Below are 18,337 nucleotides of genomic sequence, written 5' to 3' on the forward strand. Positions count from 1 at the left end.
CGCGCCGGCGACACCGAGCGCGATTCTGTCGCACCCGGTCGTGGGCGGGCTCGCTCATTCCGGGCGCGATGAGATGCTCGCGTTCGCTCAGAACAGAATCGACGCGTAGTCCCTCGCGCCGTGCAGGACGTGAAGGATGTCGATCCGCGTCGGCGGATCGCCGACGACTCGATAGAAGATCTGGTAGTTGCCGTACACGCGGTGCCGCACGCCGTAACGCTCGAAGCGCGGCACCAGCGGAAACGCCAGCGGCATCGCGGCCAGACTCATGCACTTGTCGCGAATCTCCCGCACGAACGTCACGGCACGTTGCGGGTTGTCGCGTGCAATGTAATCGGCGACCGCTTCGAGTTCGGCAATCGCAAAATCGGACAGGCGCACGATCAGGCCTGCCGATCCGCCTGCGCCCGATACTTCGCCTCGAGACGATCGAAGACTTCCGCCGCCTCGGCGCCGCGCCCTGCTTGCGCATCGGCCAGGCTGCGCGCGATCACCGCGTCCAGCGCGTTCAGTTGCGCCTCGCGATCCTGGATCAGGCGCACGCCTTCGCGCAGCACTTCGCTCTTGGACCCGTAACGCCCCGATTCGACCAGCTTCGCGACATAAGCCTCCAGTTGCTGGCCCAGTTCCGCACTGATCATGTCGACCTCCCGAACGGATTGAATTCGATCCATGAAGCGTATCCCGGTTATCAACTATTATCAAGAAGACGATCTCCAGAGGGGCAGCGCGAATGCTTTCACATCCGATCGGCCGGATGAACGGAACCTCATTCCGACAGGCTGCTGCGGCGCCGGCATTCATCCGGTTTTCGCCTTCACTCGTGAAGCCTTGCCGAACGCTCACCATGCGGACACCGATCATGATCGAAGACATCGTCACGCCACAACCCGGCCTGAAGGTCTATGCGTCGGACACCGACGTCCTCGCCGCGCACCAGGCCGCACTCGCGCGCCATTTGCATCCGCTCGTGTCGATCGACCTGTCGGCGATCGATCCGTATTGGGAAGGCTGAATCTACCCGCTCAGCCCGGTCGAACCTTATGACGGGGTCGTCGGACAGGACACGGCCGCGCACCACAACGACTATCTGCGCGCGAACTGGATCGGGTTCCGGCTCGACGAAAACAACCGCTATACGTTGCTCGGCGACCCGCGCTACTTCTATCCGGAGAACCCGCCCGACACGTACGGCGCAGGCTTTCGCAAGAAACTGGACGCGCATTACACCGGGCAACAGGCCATACGAGCCGGTCGGCCGCGCGGCGCTGCTGACGTTCGACTGGTCGTAAGGCCGGCGGGACGGCGGGCGTTCCGTCTCGCGGTTGGCCGTTCGGCGGACTCGGCGCGGCGGATTCGCGGCGATATGCTGGGGTTTTCCATTCTTCCGGCCGCCATGTCTACCCAACCCGTCGATCTCAGTCATACGTTGCCGTACGAGAAGGCATTTTTCGACGGTCACTTGGCGATCGAGCGTAACGATCTGGACATCTCCGCATTGCTTGGTATGGATGACGAAGTTCCTGACGGGTTGCTCGCTTCGTTATGCGGCGCGCCGTCCGGATCGGACGTACAGGCCTATCTCGACAGTGCGGGCAGACTGACGTTCTCCGTCACACACCCGACGTTGATCCAATCGGAAAACCGGATATCCGTCTTCCAAACTGGCGACTCGCAGGTACTCGAACTTCGCTCAATCGATCTGGTCGACAGCGCAGCCGCCGGGCTCGGCGCGGCTATGCTCTGGAGAATCGTTCGAGCATGTGATACGTTGGGCATCGCCCGGATCACCGCCTTCGCGATCGGCGGCCGCAAAGCGCCGCCGGAGTCGGGCGGCCAGCGGCTCTACGGATACTACGCGTGGCCGAGGTTCGGCTTCGACGCTTCCATTCCTGGCGCGCACGCAGACGAAGCCGCGCTGTTCCAGTTCTTTCGGGGATACCCGGTCGGGCTGGCCGATGGCTCGCCTCGATCACTACGCATGCTTTATACGACTCGAATCGGACGAGACTTCTGGCGAGCCGCCGGATCACATCGGTGGATGACATTCGACGTTGCATCGCATGGCGCATCCGTGCTGGCGCTACGCGATTACTTGATCGAGAAGGGGATTTACGATGCCAGAAAAGCATAGCCCGATAACCCGATTCCGGATTGCGCGGCCGTCAGCGGCACGCAGGCGCACGACGAACGGGAATCGTGTCGTCCGGCGCGCGGAAATGCGACGACTCCTTGAAGAATTCCTCGCATACGAACTCCGTCGCAATCTCGCGCGTGCGTCCTCCGCCGAACTGGCCGCACCGCCGATCAGCACGCCCGCCGCGCCGCTGCCGAGAACCGTCTTCAACGTGGGACGCATCGATCCGTCGAAGTGCAAGTTACCCATCATTTCGGAAGCCGAGGCCAGAGCCATCGGGGGCCGCGAAACGTTCATGCACTTCGGCCTGGACCCCGATTTGTATTCCTCGGCTGGTGACACTCTCTGACAGAATCGACGACAGCGACCGGGGCGATCCGCACGACCTCGTGACAACGGGTATCGGCACACGATCATGTCGCCCCGACCGCGCCCCTACCCCTTCCGCCCCGCCTGCCCCCGCAACCACGCGGCAAACGCAACCACGTGCTCGACCGCGATACTCTCCGGCTCGACATCGAGCCAATAGCCGAACGGTCCGATCGGCTGCACCGGCGACAGCCGCACGAGGCTGCCCTCGGCGATCTCCTCCTCGATCATGTTCAGGTCGACCACCGCGAGCCCCGCGCCCTTGCGCGCCGCGCGGATCGCCTGTTCGAGCGTGGAAAACTCGATGCCGTCGGCGATCCGCGCCACCGGCACGCCGGCCTGCTCGCACCAGTCGGCCCATAGCGTCAGGCGCTTGCCTTCGTGCAGCACATGCAGCGACGGCAGCCGGCCGAGCAGCACGTCGAGCGCATCGCCGCGATAACGCGGCGCGCCGACGAGCGCATGCCGTTCCATCATCAGCAGCTCCGACTGCATCCCCGCGCGCGCCGCGCGCCCGAAGCGGATGTGGCAATGGCAGTCGTCGGCCGGCTCGGTGCGGATCGACAGCTCGACGTCGGGCAGCGCCTGCGCGAGCGTGCCGAGCCGCGGCGAAAACCACTGCGTCGCGAACGTCGGCGGCAGCGACACCGTCAGGCGCCGCTTCGCACCCGGCCGCGTGGCGGCGACTTCGTCGACGCCGCGTTCGATCGTATCGAACGCCTGCCCGATGAACGGCAGCAACCGCTGGCCGGCATCGGTCAGGCGCACGCCCTTGTGATCGCGCTCGAACAGCCGCGCGCCGAGCGCCTCCTCGAGCAGCCGGATCTGCCGGCTCACCGCCCCCTGCGTCACGCACAGCGAAACCGCCGCACGGTTGAAGCTCAGGTGACGCGCGGTCTCCTCGAAAAATCGCAGCGCGATCAACGATGGCAGGCGTCGCATGATGTGTGTCCCTTTCGTTCGTATCGTTCGTATCGTTCGTATCGTTCGTATCGTTCGTATCGTTCGTATCGTTCGTATCGTTCGTGCTGTTGCGGGCCGGCGCCCCCGACCATCCTGCGGGCAGCCTGGTCGCAACGAGGCGCGCCAACCGCCGTGCCGTAAAAGCCCCTGTGGCCCGCGCCCTCCGTCGCATCCATTCATCGTCCCCGCGCCCGCGCCGCCCGCCTACAATAAGCATCCCGCACCAGACACGACACCGCCCCGTGAGACGCAAGATGCCGGCGCTGAACGCGCTGAAAGCCTTCGAGATGGCCGGCCGCACCGGCAGCTTCACACGCGCGGCCGAGCTGCTCAACGTGACGCAGAGCGCGGTGAGCCGTCAGGTTCGCCAGCTCGAGGGCCAGCTCGGCGAAACCCTGCTCGAGCGCCGCCATCACCAGCTCGAACTGACAGCGGCCGGCCGCGTGCTGCTGCGCGCGCTGCAGCAATCGTTCGACAAGATCGAGCTGACCGTTCGCAGCCTGCAGGAAAAAACCCACCTGAACCGCCTGCGCGCGAACGTGCCGCCCACCTTCGCCGCGCGCTGGCTGATGCCGCGGCTCGGCCGGCTGCGCGACGCGCATCCCGAATTCGAGCTGAGCCTCACGACCCGCATCCACGACAGTCTCGGCGAATCGCGCGTGCTCGACTGCGCGATCCGCTTCGGCGACGGCGAATGGGACGGCTTCGATAACGCACTGCTGATGCAGGAGCAGCATATCGCCGTCTGCGCGCCCGCGCTGTATGCGCGGCTGCGACAGGACGGCGCGCCGATCGACCTGAACCGCTTCACGCTGCTGCACGTGCTCGCCACCGACGACCAGCGCTACCTGACCTGGCAGCACTGGCTGAAGGCCGCCGGCATCGCCGACGTCGACACGCGCGGCGGCTACGAATTCGACCTGCTCGACCACGCGATCCGCGCAGCGATCGACGGCCTCGGGATCACGATCGCCGATCGCCACATGGTCGCGCGCGAACTGGCGACCGGGCAGCTGATGCAGGTGCTCAACGTGCACGTCGACGGCCACCAGTCGTACTGGTTCGTCACGCGGCCCGAGCAGACGAACCTGCCGCACATCGTCCAGTTCCGCGACTGGCTGCAGCAGGAAGTGTGGCTCGCGAAGCGCCATCTCGAACCGTCGTCGCCGCTGCCGCAAGTGCCGCTGGCCTAGCACACGATCCGCGCCCCAAGCGTAGCCGACTGCCTCGCCCCGCGCCGCGCCGAAGCGTCAACCGCGGCCGACACCTTACCGGCTCCCGCTCGCGCGCGCATCCGGATCAGTCGAAAAATGCGGCCCCGCCGCCGCCCGTCCCGCTCCCGGCCCCCGCCACGGCAGCCTTGCCGGACGTGCGATTCCGGCCGATCGGTCGAGTAACGTGCATTTTTCTCATGCTCGACGCGAAAATAAGTCGTTTGTCGTGTGTTAAACGCATGAAGAGAATGGCCTCTGTCCCGTACCGCGCGTGTCGCCACCCGAAGCGATCCGCCCGCATTCATCGGAGGAGTCACTTCATGCGCACCGAACGCAACTACGTGAACGGCCGTTTCGTCGCCCCGGAAAGCGACGCGTTCATCGTGGTCCACAATCCCGCCACCGAAGCGCCGTTCGCGCACGTGCCGGCCGCGACGCCGGCCGACGCGCTCGCCGCCGTCGACGCCGCGGCCGCCGCGCAGAAGGCGTGGCGCAAGCTGCCGAGCGCCGAGCGCGCCGTGTACCTGCACCGCTTAGCCGACGCGCTGACCACGCGTGCCCCCGAAATCGGCGCGGCGCTCGCGCAGGAATCCGGCAAGAGCATCGAGGACGCGTCGAACGAGGCCGTCTACGCGGGCCAGATCACGCGCTATCACGCCGAGTGGGCGCGCCGGATCGAGGGCGAGATCATCCCGAGCGACACGCCCGACGAGAACCTGTTCCTGCAGCGCGAGCCGATCGGCGTCGTCGCATGCCTGATCCCGTTCAACTATCCCGTCTACACGCTGCTGCGCAAGGTCGCGCCCGCGCTGATCGCCGGCAATACCGTGGTCGTGCGGCCGAGCAACCACACGCCGGTGTCCGCGTTCGAGATCGCGAAGGCGGCCGACGAAGCGGGCTTCCCGCCTGGCGTCGTCAACATCCTGACGATGGATCACGCGACGGCCGAAGCGCTGTGCACGCACCCGGCAGTCGGGATGATCACGCTGACCGGCAGCGTGAACGCGGGCCGCAAGGTGCTCGATTACTGCAAGGCGAACATCGCGAAGCCGTCGCTCGAACTCGGCGGCAAGACGCCCGCGATCATCGAGCCCGACGCCGACCTCGAACGCGCGGCCGCCGCGCTCGTCGCGTCGAAGACGACCCATTGCGGCCAGCTCTGCACGGCGATCGAGCGCGTGTACGTGCACGACAGCGTGCACGACCGTTTCGTCGCGCTGCTGAAGGAGAAGATGGCCGCCGTGCGCATCGGCGACCGTGCGCAGGACGCCACGCGGATGGGCCCGCTCGTCAGCGCATCGGCGCGCGCGCACATCCACGGGATGGTCGAACGTGCGATCGCGGCGGGTGCGACGCTCGAAACCGGCGGCGCGATTCCCGACGGCCCCGGCTTCTTCTACCCGCCCACGCTGCTCACCGGCGTGCGGCAGGACATGGAGATCGTGCAGGAGGAAACCTTCGGCCCGATCATGCCCGTGCTGCGCTACACGACGATCGACGAAGCGATCGCGCAGGCGAACGACCACCAGTTCGGCCTGTCGTCGGTGCTCTATACCGAGCGCTACCGCACCGCGATGACCGTCGCGAACGCGATCGAGGCCGGCGAGCTGTACGTGAACCGCACGCCGGCCGATCCGTACCAGGGCTTCCACGCCGGCTGGAAGCGCTCGGGCCTCGGCGGCGACGACGGCAAGCACGGGATGCTTGAATTCACGCAGACGCGCCTCGTCGTCATGAAGTACTGACACCGCCGCACCCAAGCACCGTTTCCGGCGCGCGCGCGACGACACCCGCCGCGCGCCGCCCTGACCCACCAGAACATAAAAAACCTGCAGGCATCCGCCTCAAGGACGCCTGATGGAGGAAGACATCATGCCGACCCAACCGTCGACGCCCGCCGCGTCGCTCGCGCTGCACGACGACGCTCACGCGTCGCAGCATTCCCGCGCGCAACGCTACCTGCAACTGCTGCTGCTCGTGATTGCCGCGGGCGCGATCTACCCGATGCTGTATCTGCGGCAGGTGTACCAGCCGACGATGCTGCAGTTCTTCCATATCGACGACGTGCAGCTCGGTTACCTGTATTCGTCGCTCGGCACGATCTTCCTCGTCAGCTACCTGCCGAGCGGCTGGCTGGCCGACCGCCTGTCGCCGCGCTGGCTGATCTGCTTCTCGCTGCTCGCGACGGGCGCGCTCGGGCTCGTCTACGCGACCGGGCCGTCGTTCGACACGCTCGTGCTGATCTTCGGCGGCTGGGGGCTGACCACCGGCCTCACGTTCTGGGCCGCCGTGATCAAGCGCGTGAACATGATCGCGGGCCCCGACGAACAGGGCCGTTTCTTCGGGCTGCTCGACGGCGGCCGCGGGCTCGTCGAGGCGCTGCTCGCGACGATCGCGATCACGCTGTTCGCCTACGTGACGCAGGCGCGCGGCGGCACCGATGCGGCCGGCTTCACGCTCGTCGTGCATCTGTACGCGTTCTTCTGCATCGCGCTCGGCGTGCTGCTCGCGCTGGTGAAGGATCCGGCGGGCGCGGGCGATCGCAAGGCCGTGACGGAACGCCGAAAAGGCAGCGTGCTGACCGACCTGAAGACGCTCGCGGCGATCCCCGAGCTGTGGCTCGTCGCCGCGATCGTGTTCTGCGGCTACCAGGTGTTCTGGGCGACCTACAGCTTCTCGGCCTACCTGCACGAAGGCAATTTCGGGCTCAGCGCGACGGCGGCCGGCTTCATCACGACGCTCAAGCTGTGGATGCGCCCCGTCGGCGGCATCGGCGGCGGCTTCCTCGGCGACCGCGTCTCGAAGGTGTCGGTGCTGTTCTGGGCGCTGGTCCTCGCCGCGCTGTCGCTCGTCGGGCTGATCGCAGCACCCGCGCATAGCCCGCAGGCGATGCTCGTCGTGCTCGTGCTGTTCATCGGCATCCTCACCTATGCGATCCGCGGCCTCTACTGGTCGCTGCTCGACGACTGCAAGGTGCCGACGCATTGCGCGGGCCTCGCGATCGGCCTGATCTCGGTGCTCGGCTATTCGCCCGACGTGTTCGTGCCGCTGATCAACGGCTACGTGACGCATACCTGGCCGGGCGCGCACGGCTACCAGCTCTATTTCGGCTACATCGCTGCGATCGCGCTCTGCGGCGCGGGCGCGGCCGCGTTCCTCAAATACCGCCTCAACCGCCTTTCCCGTATCCAGGAGTCCGCATGAAGATCGTTTCGCTCGAAACCCATATCGTCGCCGTGCCGCCGCCGCATGTCGGCGGGATGTACTGGATCTTCGTGAAGCTGAAGACCGACGACGGCATCGAAGGCGTCGGCGAGATCTACTCGGCGACGTTCGGCCCGAAGGCGATGGCGCCGATCATCGACGACGTGTTCGAACGCCACCTGCTGAACCGCGACCCGCATCACGTCGAACGGCTGTTCCGCCAGGCCTATTCGAGCGGCTTCACGCAGCGACCGGATCTCACGATGATGGGCGTCGTCAGCGGCCTTGAAATGGCGTGCTGGGACATCGTCGGCAAGGCCGCCGGCAAGCCCGTGTACGAACTGCTCGGCGGGAAGATCCACGAACGGCTGCGCTCGTACACGTACCTGTACCCGAAGAACGCGAAAGGCGAATACGACTACGACGATCCCGACCTCGCGGCCGAATGCGCGGCGCAGAACGTGAAGCTCGGCTTCACGGCCGTCAAGTTCGACCCGGCCGGCCCGTACACGGCCTACTCGGGCCACCAGCTGTCGCTCGAAGTGCTCGACCGCTGCGAGACGTTCTGCCGCAAGGTGCGCGAAGCCGTCGGCAGCAAGGCCGACCTGCTGTTCGGCACGCACGGGCAGATGGTGCCGTCGTCGGCGATCCGGCTCGCGAAGCGGCTCGAGAAATACGACCCGCTGTGGTTCGAGGAGCCGGTGCCCCCCGGCCAGGAAGAGGCGATCGCGCAAGTCGCGAAGCACACGTCGATTCCGATCGCGACCGGCGAGCGCCTGACCACCAAGTACGAATTCCACAAGCTGCTGCAGGCGGGCGGCGCATCGATCCTGCAGTTGAACGTCGCGCGTGTGGGCGGCCTGCTCGAAGCGAAGAAGATCGCGACGCTCGCCGAAGTGCACTACGCGCAGATCGCACCGCACCTGTACAACGGGCCGGTGGGCGCGGCCGCGAGCATCCAGCTCGCGACCTGCACGCCGAACTTCCTGATCCAGGAAAGCATCATGACGTGGGGCGGTTTCCACGCCGAAGTCGTGAAGACGCCGATCCGCTGGGAAGACGGCTACATCGTCCCGTCGAACGAGCCGGGCCTCGGCATCGAGCTCGACATGGACGTCGTGAGGCGCCACACGCCGTACACCGGCGAACGGCTGCACCTGCAGATGGGCGAACACCCCGTCGACGTGAAGGATCTCGCTCCCGCGAAGGGCTGAGCGCAAAGGACAGACATGAGCTACGACTACATCATCGTCGGCGCGGGCTCGGCCGGCTGCATCCTCGCGAACCGCCTGAGCGAATCGGGCCGGCACTCGGTGCTGCTGCTCGAAGCGGGCGAGCGCGACGCGTCGTTCTGGTTCAAGGTGCCCGTCGGCTTCACGAAGACCTACTACAACCGCCGCTACAACTGGATGTACTACAGCGAGCCCGAGGCGCAGCTCGCCGATCGCAAGCTGTACTGCCCGCGCGGCAAGGTGGTCGGCGGCTCGGGCTCGATCAACGCGATGGTCTACGTGCGCGGCCAGCGCAGCGACTACGACGACTGGGCGGCCGCCGGCAATCCGGGCTGGGCGTACGACGACGTGCTGCCGTACTTCCGCAAGCTCGAAACCCACGCGGCCGGTGCGACCGATCCGCAGCATCACGGCGCGACGGGGCCGATCCACATCACGTCGATGAAGGCCGACGTGCATCCGATCGTCCACGAGTTCCTGAAGGGCTGCGGCGAACTGAACCTGCCGCGCACCGACGATTTCAACGGCGCGCAGTTCGAGGGCGCGGGCATCTACGACCTGAACACGAAGCGCGGCGAACGCTGTTCAAGCAGCTTCGCGTACCTGCGTCCCGCGCTGGGCCGCGCGAACCTTACGCTGCGCTCGGGCGTGCTCGTGCGGCGCGTGACGTTCGACGGCACGCGCGCGACCGGCGTGGTCGTCGCGGGCGGGCATGGCGACGAAACGCTCGTCGCCGCGCGCGAGGTGATCCTCGCGGCCGGCGCGGTCGATACGCCGAAGCTGCTGCAACTGTCGGGCGTCGGCGATCCGGCGCTGCTCGCGCGCCGGCGCGTGCCGCTCGTGCATGCGCTGCCGGCCGTCGGCCGCAACCTGCAGGACCACCTGTGCGTGAGCTTCTACTTCAAGGCGAACCGGCCGACGCTGAACGACGAGATGGGCACCCTGCTCGGCAAGATGAAGATCGGGCTGCGCTACCTGCTGACGAAGCGCGGCCCGCTCGCGATGAGCGTGAACCAGGCGGGCGGCTTCTTCCGCGGCACGGCCGATGCGCAGGAGCCGAACATCCAGCTTTACTTCAACCCGCTGTCGTACCGGATCCCCAAGAGCGACCGCGCGAGCATCAAGCCCGAGCCTTACTCCGGATTCCTGATCGCGTTCAACCCGTGCCGGCCGACGAGCCGCGGCACGATCGAGATCGCCTCGAACCGCGCGGAAGATGCCGCCAAGATCCACATCAATGCGCTGACCACGCAGAAGGATCTCGACGAGGCCGTGCAGGGCAGCAAGGTGATTCGTGCGCTGATGCGCGCGCCGGCGCTGAAGTCGATGACCGTCGAGGAAATCTCGCCGGGGCCGCAGGTCGATTCCGACGAAGCGATGCTGCAGTATTTCCGCGAGCAGTCGGGTTCGATCTACCACCTGTGCGGCTCGTGCGCGATGGGGCCGGACGCCGCGACGTCGGTGGTCGATGCGTCGTTGCGCGTGCACGGGCTGCAGGCGCTGCGGATCGTCGATGCATCGGTGTTCCCGAACATCACGTCGGGCAACATCAACGCGCCGACGATGATGGTCGCGGAGAAAGGCGCGGATCTGGTTCTGGCGGATGCGGGGCGTGGCGACGCGGCTGCCGTGAGAGCAGGCGAACGGGAAACGGTCACGCATTAAGGCGGCTGCGTTCTCGACGATGCGGGCAGGCGCGCGCGATGCGGTTGCGTGCCGGCCCGGCGATCGGCTTCACGATGCGACTCAACTCAACTCAACTCAACTCAACGCAACGTCAACGCCACGACTACGCCCAATAGGACAATACGATCAACGGGTCGCCCCCTTCCTTCGTTGCTCGCCAGTTGATGAACGCGCTGCACTCGACGAGCGCGGCGAATATCTCCGGATTGCGATCCTTCAACGCTCCCGCATCGTCGATCCGCAGCGACACTATGCCGTGCTCGTAGCAATAGTCGCTCATGCAATCGTTCCATGCATCCATGTTCCGGCCGTAGTAACCCGGAAATCCGAATTCGCTCGCGAAGTAGTCGTGAAACTTCGCCCAATCGCCAAGCGCTTTTCCGTCCACGCTGAATCGGTTCATCGAGCCCTCTCGTTCATCGGAAAATCACTACCGCCGTTCGTTTTTCACGCCCCGAAGGCCGGTTCGCCGGCATCGAACAGGTCACACCCGCCCGGGCCGATCCCGCAGATCGTCGACACACTGCAGTGAACCGCATCTCGTACTTCAATTCACCTCCAATCCCGCGCCCCGCTCCGCACGCCCACCTCGTCGAACACCCGCACGATGTGATCGATCATCGCGCTCATCCGTGCGGTATGCCGCAAGTCCTTGTGCGTCACCATCCAGACTTCGTAAGGGCGCGCCGACGTACGCGCCGGCCACACGCGCACCAGCGCGTCGCGCTCCGCGATCGGCACCGGGAGCTCGGCGAGCCCGAGCCCGGCGCGCGCCGCCGCGCGCAACATCAGATTCGAATTCAGCCCCGACACGATCCGCCCCGCGCGCACCGGCTCGCCGACCACCGTGAGCGGGCCGCGTGCATTCAGGTGCGGCAGGAAGCACACGAGCTCATGCCCTTCGAAGCCGGTGCCGGGCACCGGTTCGCCATGCCGCTCCAGGTATTCCTCCGACGCGTACAACCCCGTCGGCCACGCGGCGAGCCGGCGCGTGAGCAGATCGGGATTGTCGGGCTTGATCGTGCGGATCGCGATGTCCGCCTCGCGCTTGGCCAGGTTCTCCACCTGCGTCGACGTGTTGAGCAGCACGCGCACGTCCGGATGCTCGTCGTGCAGGTCGCGCATCGCGCGCATCACGAATTCGAGCCCGATCGTATCGGTCGTCGTCACGCGCACGTCGCCGGCAAGACGCCGGTCGACGCCCTGGGTCTGCCGCACCAGGTCGATCGCCGATTGCTCCATCTTCTCCACGTTGCGCAGCGCGACCTCGCCCACCGCGGTCGGCACGTACCCGGCCGACGTGCGCAGGAACAGCGTCGCGCCGAGCGCGCGCTCGAGCGCCGCGAGCCGCCTGCCGACCGTCGCCTGGTCGAGCCCGACCGCCCGCGCGGCGCCGCGCAGGCTGCGTTCGCGGTGGATCGCGAGAAAAATGCGTGCGTCGTCCCAGTTCAAGCGGTTTCTCCGGTGTGATGCAAATTTGCATCTGTGGTCGTGAAAATCGCTGCGCGAATTCATCAAGGCCCAAGCCTATACTTTTTTCACCGACCACTCACCAGTCTTTTCGAGGCAAACATGTCCGATACGCTCTCCCCCGTTCCCGCCGACATGGCGGCAGTCGAAATCACGCGCCCCGGCGGCCCCGAAGTCCTGGCGACCGCACGTCGCCCCGTGCCGCGGCCGAAGGCCGACGAAGTGCTGATCCGGGTTCACGCCGCCGGCGTGAACGGCCCGGACGTGCTGCAACGCAAGGGGCACTACAACCCGCCGCCCGGCGCATCCGACATCCCGGGCCTGGAAATCGCGGGCGAAGTCGTCGCGACCGGCGCAGCCGTGCGCGGCTTCGCGCCGGGCGACCGGGTCAGCGCGCTGGTGACGGGCGGCGGCTATGCGGAATACGCGGTCGCCCATCACCTCACGACGATGAAGCTGCCGCCCGGCCTCGACATGATCGAAGCCGCGGCGCTGCCGGAAACGTTCCTGACGGTCTGGCTGAACCTGATCCAGCGCGGGCGGCTGCAGGCGGGCGAATCGGTGCTGATCCACGGCGGCGCGTCGGGCATCGGCACCACCGCGACGATGATCGCGAAGGCGATGGGCGCGTCGACCGTCATCACGACGGTCGGCTCGGAAGCGCATCGCGCCGCGAGCCTGCAGCTTGGCGCGGATCACGCGGTGCACTACCGGGAAGAAGACTTCGTCGCCGAAGTCGACAGGATCACCGCCGGCAAGGGCGTGGACGTGATCCTCGACATCATCGCGGGCGACTACGTCGCGCGCAATTACCGGGCCGCGGCGATGAACGGGCGGATCCTGCAGGTCAGCGCGCTGAACGGGCCGGCGAAGGAACTCGACGTGTGGCCGATGATGACCAAGCGCCTCACGCACATCGGTTCGACGCTGCGCTCGCGCACGCCGGAGGAGAAGGGCGCGCTCATCGCCGAACTCGAACGGCACCTGTGGCCGCACGTCGCAGCCGGCACGGTCAGGCCGCAGGTGTTCCGCACCTTCCCGCTCGACGACGCGCGCGGCGCGCACGTGCTGATCGACTCCGGTGTGCACGTCGGCAAGATCGTGCTGACGACGGCCGCGCACCGCGCGGCCTGACCGGGCACGGCGCGTCAGTTCACGCTCGTGCGCTTCTCGACGAACCGCTTCACGTAATCGTCCGCCGGACGCGACAGGATGTCGTCCGGCGTGCCGACCTGCACGAGCGTGCCGTCGCGCAGGATCGCGATCCGGTCGCCGATGCGCAGCGCCTCGTCGAGATCGTGCGTGATGAACACGATCGTCTTCGACAGCGTCGCCTGCAGTTCGAGCAGCTGATCCTGCATCTCGGTGCGGATCAGCGGATCGAGCGCGGAGAACGCCTCGTCCATCAGCAGCACGTCGGTATCGGCCGCCAGCGCGCGCGCCAGCCCGACACGCTGCCGCATCCCGCCCGACAGCTCGTCCGGATAATGATCGCCGTAGCCGTCGAGCCCGACCTTCGTCAGCCAGTTGCGCGCGGCCTCGGCCGCGTCGTGGCGCTTCTCGCCGCGCGTGCGCAGCGCATACGCGGCGTTGTCGAGCACGGTCTGGTGCGGCAGCAGCCCGAAGTTCTGGAACACCATGCTGACCTTGAAGCGGCGCAGCTCGCGCAGGCCGTGCGCGTCGAGCTTGATCACGTCGCTGCCGTCGATCACGATCTCGCCGGCCGTCGGCTCGATCAGCCGGTTGAAGTGCCGCACGAGCGTCGATTTCCCGGAACCCGACAGCCCCATGATCACGAAGATCTCGCCCGACTCGATGCCGAGGCTCACGTCGTTGAGCCCGACGTTGCAGCCCGTTTCGGCCAGCACGTCGGCCTTGCGCTTGCCCGAGCGCAGCAGGTCGAGCACGCGCGCATGCGCGGCCTGCGGCCCGAACAGCTTGTACACGTGTTTGACGTCGATGGTCGCCATGTCTGCCTCCGTTCCTATGCGCGCGACGATTGCGTCGCCTGATTCGAATCGACGCCCGCCGACTCCGCCTTGCGCGGCAGCCGGTACGGCACGCGCGACGCGCCCTTCCGTCGGCGCTGCTGTGCGAGCCGGCGGCGCGCGCGCCGCTCCTGGCCGAAGCCCTGGCTGATCCGGTCGATCACGATCGCGAGGATCACGATCGCGAGGCCGGCCTGCGTGCCCTTGCCGACGTCGAGCGTCTGAATGCCCGCGAGCACGTCCTCGCCGAGCCCGCGCGAGCCGATCATCGACGCGATCACGACCATCGACAGCGCCATCATCGTCGTCTGGTTGATGCCGGCCATGATGCTCGGCCGCGCGAGCGGCAACTGCACGTTGACGAGCAATTGCCAGCGCGTCGTGCCGAACGCACGCGCGGCTTCCGTCACGTCCGGATCGACCTGGCGGATGCCGAGATCGGTCAGGCGGATCAGCGGCGGCAGCGCGTAGATGATCGTCGCGAGGATCGCGGGCACCTTGCCGAGGCCGAACAGCATCAGCACCGGGATCAGGTACACGAAGCTCGGCAGCGTCTGCATCACGTCGAGCACGGGCAGCAGCATCCGGCGCAGCCATGCGCTGCGCGACGCGAGGATGCCGGCCGGCACGCCGATCGCAACCGACAGCACCGTCGCGACGAGCATCAGCGCGAGCGTCTGCATCAGCTTGTCCCACAGGCCGAAGCAGCCGATCGCGTAGAGCAGCAGCATGAAGAGCGCGCCGAGGCCGATGCGGCGCGTCGCGTTCCACGCGATCGCGCCGACGACCAGCAGCACGAGCCACGGCGGCGCGACGCGCAGCGCGCCTTCGAGCGGCACGAGCAGGTAGCGCAACACGAGCGCGCTGAAGTGATGGAAGCTGTCGCCGTATTGCGCGACGAACGTCTCGAGCGCGCTGTTCACCCAGTCGGCGATCGACAGGTGCAGAAAGAAGCCGTTCATGTTGATTCTCCGTCGCGCCGCGAAGGCGCGTGACGGCGGCGGCGGGCGCGGGCCCGCCGCCGCGCGCAGGTTACGCGCCCTTCAGGCTGCCGGCGATCTTCTGCGCGACGTCGGCCGGCACCCACTGCTTCCACATGTCCTGGCGGGTCTTCAGGAACTGCGTGGCCATCGCCGCGCCGTCGATCTTCCTCGTCGTCATCTCGAGGATCGTCTGGTTCAGGAAGTCCATCGGGAAACGCACCTTGCCGAATACGCCGACGAGATCGGGATTCGCATCGGCGAACGGCTTCGACACGCCGACCGTCAGCCGCGACACCATGTACGACGACGCGCACTGGTGCGTGCTGCTCTCGTCGCGCAACGTCTTCCAGCATGCTTCGTTATAGGCCGGCATCTTCAGCGCGGTGAACTTGTATTTCGCCATCAGCGCGGCCGGGCCCCAGTAATAGAACACGATCGGCGCGCCGCGCTGGTACGCGGACGCGATCGCCGCGTCGAGCGCCGCACCGGTGCCCGGGTGGAAGTTCGTGTACGACTGGTCGAGCTTCAGCACCTTCAGCAGGCGCGTGTTCACGCGCTCGCAGTCCCAGCCCGTCGGGCAGTTCAGGAAGCGGCCCTTGTCCGGTTCCTCCTCGTCGGCGAACACCTGCTTGAACTTCGGCAGATCGTCGACCGACACGAGCCCGGGCGCGACCGGCTTGATGTTGCGCGCCGGATCGCCCTTCACCACGTAGTCGGGCACGAACCAGCCTTCGGTCGTGCCGCCCGGCAGCGTGTCGCCGATCAGCTTCACGGCGCCCGACGAAACGGCCTTCGCGGTGATCTCGCTGCGGCCCGTCCACTGCTCGGCCCAGATCTGCAGGTCGTTGCGCGCGAGCGCCGTTTCGGTGGCGGCCGTGCTGCCCGGCACGACGTCCGTCTTGCAGCCGTAGCCCTTCTCCATGATCTGCCGCAGCACTTCGGTCGCGAACGACCCGCTCTCCCACGTGATGCCCGCGAAATGGACCGTCTTGCCGTCGGCGCACGCGCCGCCGGCCGCATGGGCCGCGGGCGCGGAAAGAATCGCCGCGGCGGCGAGAAGGACCGTTTTCAGTCGTCGAATCTGCATGGTGGGTCGTCTCCAAATCGAATCTGTTGTTTGTGCGTCGCGGCATGCGCGGCGACCGGCAAATCGCGAAGCCAGCCACGTCCGGTCAGGCTGCATGGTCGAGCCACCAATATGTTTAGGGAAACGAGTAATTCCGATCATTGCAATCGGCAGCGCCAATCGATCGTCGGGTGCCTCGCGTGGCCCGCCGGACGGGCCTCTCAGCCGATTCACCGGGCCCGCGCACGGCCCGGAACGGGCTGCGTCGAGCCTTGTTCGGGCACCGCTCGACCCGCATTGAAGCGCGGCGGCGCGCACACCGTTTCGACCGTCGAAACGACCCGCCGCGCCCCATTGGCGAACCCGATCCCATCCATCGAAATTACTCGCTTTCGAATCCGTTTCGGCTTGGGAAGAATGCGCGGTGTCATCGGAGGAGACACGACCCGACCCAGCCGGTCGCCGCGCCGCCGCGCATCGCGCGCTTCCGGCGCCGCGCGCGCTGCGCCGGGTCGCCCCGGATGACGGGGCGCGCCTCGCCGGACGCGCTCACGACAACCGATACAAGAAGCTGGATATCCCGGAGATCTCTCAATGAAAAAGACCCTGACGGCGCTCGCCGTAACGGCAACCTTCGCAGCCCCCGCGTTCGCGCAAAGCAGCGTCACGCTGTACGGCGTGATCGACGAAGGCCTGAACTACACGAACAACGTCGGCACCGGCCACGTCTACGAGATGGCGAGCGGCTACGCGCAAGGCAGCCGCTGGGGCCTGAAGGGCAGCGAGGATCTCGGCGGCGGCATGAAGGCGATCTTCCAGCTCGAGAACGGCTTCGACGTGAACACCGGCCGGCTCAACCAGGGCGGCCGCATGTTCGGCCGCCAGGCATACGTCGGCCTGAGCCAGACGCAGTACGGCACGCTGACGTTCGGCCGCCAGTACGACTCCGTGGTCGACTATCTCGCGCCGACCACGGCCAACGGCAACTGGGGCGGCTACCTGCTCGCGCACCCGTTCGACAACGACAACACCGACAACTCGTTCCGCCTCGACAACACGGTGAAGTACGCGAGCCCGAACTTCGGCGGCTTCCAGTTCGGCGGTGCATACAGCTTCAGCAACAGCACGAACTTCTCGGACAACCGCGCGTACAGCTTCGGTGCGCAATACCAGAACAACGGCCTGCTGATCGGCGCCGCCTACCTGCAGGCGAACCGTCCGGGCGACGGCTCGGCCGGCGCGATCACCGCGAACGACGCGAGCTACATCGCCGAGCGCATGCGCGTGTTCGGCGCGGGTATCAACTACTCGTTCGGGCCCGCGACGGTCGGCTTCGCGTACACGAACTCGAACTACAAGAACCCGACCGGCAACGGCTACCTCGGCACGCCGGACGCGATCATCGCACCGGGTGCGACCGTCAGCGCGATCAAGTACCAGAACTTCGAGGTGAACGGTTCGTACCAGATCACGCCGGCGTTCATGGTCGGCGCGCAGTACGTGTTGTCGCTCGAGAAGTACGACGCATCGACCGGCGACGCGAAGCCGAAGATCCACTCGGTCGGGCTGATGGCCGACTACAACCTGTCGAAGCGCACCGACGTGTACGTGCAGGCCGCGTACCAGCACATCGCCGGCGACAAGACGAACTCGATTCTCGACAATGCGTTCATCCCCGGCACCGACGCGCCGTCGTCGACGTCGAACCAGGTGGCCGTGCGTCTCGCGCTGCGCCACAAGTTCTGACGCAACCCGGTTCTCCGTTCTTCACGCGACACCCGCGCCGCTCGGCCCGAGGTGTCTTCGCCCGCCCGCAAGCGCCAGCCTGCCGGCGGGTTTTTTGTTTCGCGCCGCGACGACGCGAGGCAACGTGATTCGGCACAGGTCGTGCGTGCGCCCGGTCAACGCTGACACGACAACCGCCCACGATTCGCCGGTACGCTGCGTGCCACCTCGACGTCAGGCACCGCCCATGCCGCACGACGAGCGCGACGTATCGCGCGGGCATCAAGCCCGAGCCGTATT

General features: G+C 66.8%; 18 protein-coding genes. 10 read left to right on the forward strand and 8 right to left on the reverse strand.

What is annotated here, in order from left to right; translation table 11 throughout:
* Positions 1-87 precede the first annotated feature (87 nt).
* Complete coding sequence (locus DID98_RS12815; protein WP_044848069.1) at positions 88-387, reverse strand: type II toxin-antitoxin system RelE/ParE family toxin; 300 nt, start codon at positions 385-387, stop codon at positions 88-90.
* Positions 384-641 (reverse strand): type II toxin-antitoxin system ParD family antitoxin, encoded by a 258-nt coding sequence (locus tag DID98_RS12820; protein WP_124521000.1) that lies wholly within the window; start codon positions 639-641, stop codon positions 384-386. The genes DID98_RS12815 and DID98_RS12820 overlap by 4 nt, the downstream gene beginning before the upstream one ends.
* A gap of 221 nt (positions 642-862) precedes the next feature.
* Here DID98_RS12820 and DID98_RS35795 point away from each other — a divergent pair, with 221 nt between their 5' ends.
* From DID98_RS35795 to DID98_RS12830, 3 genes are all read left to right on the forward strand, one after another.
* Positions 863-1,015: a hypothetical protein gene (locus DID98_RS35795; RefSeq protein WP_185500415.1), complete on the forward strand. Its 153-nt coding sequence runs from the start codon at positions 863-865 to the stop codon at positions 1,013-1,015.
* Between the two features lie 126 nt (positions 1,016-1,141).
* Entirely contained in the window at positions 1,142-2,134 is a 993-nt protein-coding gene (locus DID98_RS12825; protein WP_260428066.1) for a hypothetical protein, read from the forward strand.
* An 85-nt stretch (positions 2,135-2,219) separates the two neighbouring features.
* Positions 2,220-2,486, forward strand: coding sequence for a hypothetical protein (locus DID98_RS12830; RefSeq protein ID WP_124487036.1), 267 nt, complete (start codon positions 2,220-2,222; stop codon positions 2,484-2,486).
* A gap of 86 nt (positions 2,487-2,572) precedes the next feature.
* Here DID98_RS12830 and DID98_RS12835 read toward each other — a convergent pair whose 3' ends face one another.
* A complete protein-coding gene (locus tag DID98_RS12835) occupies positions 2,573-3,448 on the reverse strand; it encodes a LysR family transcriptional regulator (RefSeq protein WP_044848048.1) in 876 nt (291 codons plus the stop codon).
* Between the two features lie 275 nt (positions 3,449-3,723).
* Here DID98_RS12835 and DID98_RS12840 point away from each other — a divergent pair, with 275 nt between their 5' ends.
* From DID98_RS12840 to DID98_RS12860, 5 genes are all read left to right on the forward strand, one after another.
* On the forward strand, positions 3,724-4,662 hold the full coding sequence (locus DID98_RS12840; protein ID WP_011356424.1) for a LysR substrate-binding domain-containing protein: 939 nt from the start codon (positions 3,724-3,726) through the stop codon (positions 4,660-4,662).
* A gap of 341 nt (positions 4,663-5,003) precedes the next feature.
* A complete protein-coding gene (gene aldA / locus DID98_RS12845; protein ID WP_124520845.1) occupies positions 5,004-6,428 on the forward strand; it encodes an aldehyde dehydrogenase in 1,425 nt (474 codons plus the stop codon).
* A 127-nt stretch (positions 6,429-6,555) separates the two neighbouring features.
* The gene (locus tag DID98_RS12850; protein ID WP_185500414.1) at positions 6,556-7,887 is read left to right on the forward strand and encodes a nitrate/nitrite transporter; all 1,332 of its coding nucleotides are present in this window, start codon (positions 6,556-6,558) and stop codon (positions 7,885-7,887) included.
* Entirely contained in the window at positions 7,884-9,101 is a 1,218-nt protein-coding gene (locus DID98_RS12855; RefSeq protein ID WP_124570819.1) for a mandelate racemase/muconate lactonizing enzyme family protein, read from the forward strand. Before DID98_RS12850 ends, DID98_RS12855 begins: the two co-directional genes overlap by 4 nt.
* A gap of 15 nt (positions 9,102-9,116) precedes the next feature.
* Positions 9,117-10,784 carry a GMC family oxidoreductase gene (locus tag DID98_RS12860; RefSeq protein ID WP_124570820.1) on the forward strand — a complete coding sequence of 556 codons (1,668 nt, stop codon included), beginning with the start codon at positions 9,117-9,119 and terminating at the stop codon, positions 10,782-10,784.
* A 124-nt stretch (positions 10,785-10,908) separates the two neighbouring features.
* On the opposite strand, the gene DID98_RS12865 is transcribed toward DID98_RS12860, so the two are convergent.
* Both DID98_RS12865 and DID98_RS12870 read right to left on the reverse strand, forming a co-directional pair.
* Positions 10,909-11,208, reverse strand: coding sequence for a barstar family protein (locus DID98_RS12865; protein ID WP_124487042.1), 300 nt, complete (start codon positions 11,206-11,208; stop codon positions 10,909-10,911).
* Positions 11,209-11,357: 149 nt separating this feature from the next.
* Positions 11,358-12,257: a LysR family transcriptional regulator gene (locus DID98_RS12870; protein ID WP_124520853.1), complete on the reverse strand. Its 900-nt coding sequence runs from the start codon at positions 12,255-12,257 to the stop codon at positions 11,358-11,360.
* A 120-nt stretch (positions 12,258-12,377) separates the two neighbouring features.
* Here DID98_RS12870 and DID98_RS12875 point away from each other — a divergent pair, with 120 nt between their 5' ends.
* Positions 12,378-13,409: an NAD(P)H-quinone oxidoreductase gene (locus tag DID98_RS12875; RefSeq protein ID WP_124520855.1), complete on the forward strand. Its 1,032-nt coding sequence runs from the start codon at positions 12,378-12,380 to the stop codon at positions 13,407-13,409.
* 14 nt (positions 13,410-13,423) lie between these two features.
* Here DID98_RS12875 and DID98_RS12880 read toward each other — a convergent pair whose 3' ends face one another.
* The 3 genes from DID98_RS12880 to DID98_RS12890 all read right to left on the reverse strand — a co-directional run bounded on the left by DID98_RS12880 (position 13,424) and on the right by DID98_RS12890 (position 16,333).
* Positions 13,424-14,245: a glycine betaine/L-proline ABC transporter ATP-binding protein gene (locus DID98_RS12880; RefSeq protein WP_124487045.1), complete on the reverse strand. Its 822-nt coding sequence runs from the start codon at positions 14,243-14,245 to the stop codon at positions 13,424-13,426.
* 14 nt (positions 14,246-14,259) lie between these two features.
* On the reverse strand, positions 14,260-15,225 hold the full coding sequence (locus tag DID98_RS12885) for a proline/glycine betaine ABC transporter permease (protein ID WP_124520857.1): 966 nt from the start codon (positions 15,223-15,225) through the stop codon (positions 14,260-14,262).
* A gap of 70 nt (positions 15,226-15,295) precedes the next feature.
* The gene (locus DID98_RS12890) at positions 15,296-16,333 is read right to left on the reverse strand and encodes an ABC transporter substrate-binding protein (protein ID WP_124487046.1); all 1,038 of its coding nucleotides are present in this window, start codon (positions 16,331-16,333) and stop codon (positions 15,296-15,298) included.
* A gap of 573 nt (positions 16,334-16,906) precedes the next feature.
* On the opposite strand from DID98_RS12890, the gene DID98_RS12895 reads away from it, so the two are divergent.
* Positions 16,907-18,058, forward strand: a complete 1,152-nt coding sequence (locus DID98_RS12895; RefSeq protein WP_124570821.1) for a porin — start codon at positions 16,907-16,909, stop codon at positions 18,056-18,058.
* Positions 18,059-18,337 lie beyond the last annotated feature (279 nt).

Origin of the sequence: Burkholderia sp. Bp8984 (assembly GCF_003853755.1) — a bacterium.
In the GTDB taxonomy this organism is placed as follows: Bacteria; Pseudomonadota; Gammaproteobacteria; order Burkholderiales; family Burkholderiaceae; genus Burkholderia.

Coding starts and splice junctions, on each gene's coding strand:
- DID98_RS12875 (WP_124520855.1), top strand. CDS start 12,378: ATGTCCGATACGCTCTCCCCCGTTCCCGCCGACATGGCGGCAGTCGAA.
- DID98_RS12830 (WP_124487036.1), top strand. CDS start 2,220: ATGCGACGACTCCTTGAAGAATTCCTCGCATACGAACTCCGTCGCAAT.
- DID98_RS35795 (WP_185500415.1), top strand. CDS start 863: ATGATCGAAGACATCGTCACGCCACAACCCGGCCTGAAGGTCTATGCG.
- DID98_RS12840 (WP_011356424.1), top strand. CDS start 3,724: ATGCCGGCGCTGAACGCGCTGAAAGCCTTCGAGATGGCCGGCCGCACC.
- DID98_RS12890 (WP_124487046.1), bottom strand. CDS start 16,333: ATGCAGATTCGACGACTGAAAACGGTCCTTCTCGCCGCCGCGGCGATT.
- DID98_RS12895 (WP_124570821.1), top strand. CDS start 16,907: ATGAAAAAGACCCTGACGGCGCTCGCCGTAACGGCAACCTTCGCAGCC.
- DID98_RS12880 (WP_124487045.1), bottom strand. CDS start 14,245: ATGGCGACCATCGACGTCAAACACGTGTACAAGCTGTTCGGGCCGCAG.
- DID98_RS12835 (WP_044848048.1), bottom strand. CDS start 3,448: ATGCGACGCCTGCCATCGTTGATCGCGCTGCGATTTTTCGAGGAGACC.
- aldA (WP_124520845.1), top strand. CDS start 5,004: ATGCGCACCGAACGCAACTACGTGAACGGCCGTTTCGTCGCCCCGGAA.
- DID98_RS12865 (WP_124487042.1), bottom strand. CDS start 11,208: ATGAACCGATTCAGCGTGGACGGAAAAGCGCTTGGCGATTGGGCGAAG.
- DID98_RS12885 (WP_124520857.1), bottom strand. CDS start 15,225: ATGAACGGCTTCTTTCTGCACCTGTCGATCGCCGACTGGGTGAACAGC.
- DID98_RS12820 (WP_124521000.1), bottom strand. CDS start 641: ATGATCAGTGCGGAACTGGGCCAGCAACTGGAGGCTTATGTCGCGAAG.
- DID98_RS12850 (WP_185500414.1), top strand. CDS start 6,556: ATGCCGACCCAACCGTCGACGCCCGCCGCGTCGCTCGCGCTGCACGAC.
- DID98_RS12860 (WP_124570820.1), top strand. CDS start 9,117: ATGAGCTACGACTACATCATCGTCGGCGCGGGCTCGGCCGGCTGCATC.
- DID98_RS12855 (WP_124570819.1), top strand. CDS start 7,884: ATGAAGATCGTTTCGCTCGAAACCCATATCGTCGCCGTGCCGCCGCCG.